The 546-nt window shown below is 45.1% G+C and carries 1 protein-coding gene; it reads left to right on the forward strand.

Annotated features, from left to right (window positions below):
• Positions 1–256 precede the first annotated feature (256 nt).
• The coding region (locus AAIR21_RS27820) for a type VI secretion system contractile sheath small subunit (protein ID WP_434682832.1) at positions 257–546 on the forward strand (290 nt) is incomplete at its 3' end.

Raw genomic sequence — 546 nt, forward strand, 5'->3', positions numbered from 1 at the left:
CTGGCATAACCATGTTACAAAAAATGGTTACCCCTTGTTAAGCACCCGTTCGTATATTTCCGCGACTTGATTGGCCGATATTTTATTCCTCTGTACCCGATAAATGGCTATGCAACATGCTTGTTAATGAATGATTTTCGCACGTTCTTACTGCTATTCAGGGGCTCAGTTGCGTAGTGCACAGGTTAGCGATAATCCTGCACTGCGGACACACGGATATGGGCTGGATCTATTAACCCACAGAACAGGGACAGCTATGTCTAACTCTTTTCAGTCAGAAATACCCAAAGCGCGAATTAATCTAAAACTGGATGTACATACAGGTTCTGCACAGAAAAAACAGGAATTACCCTTAAAACTGGTGGTTGCTGGAGATTTCAGCAATGGCCGGGAGACGGCATCGCTTTCAGAAAGGAATAAGGTCAATATCAATAAGCTGAACATGCAGCAGGTGCTGGCAGAGTTCGCGCCGTCGACAAGCTTTGACGTGAAGCATACAGACGGTGATGAAGAAACGGAAGAGAAGATTAACCTCACGTTCCGTCA

The organism is Enterobacter sp. PTB (assembly GCF_051130085.1).
Taxonomy (GTDB): Bacteria; Pseudomonadota; Gammaproteobacteria; order Enterobacterales; family Enterobacteriaceae; genus Enterobacter; species Enterobacter ludwigii.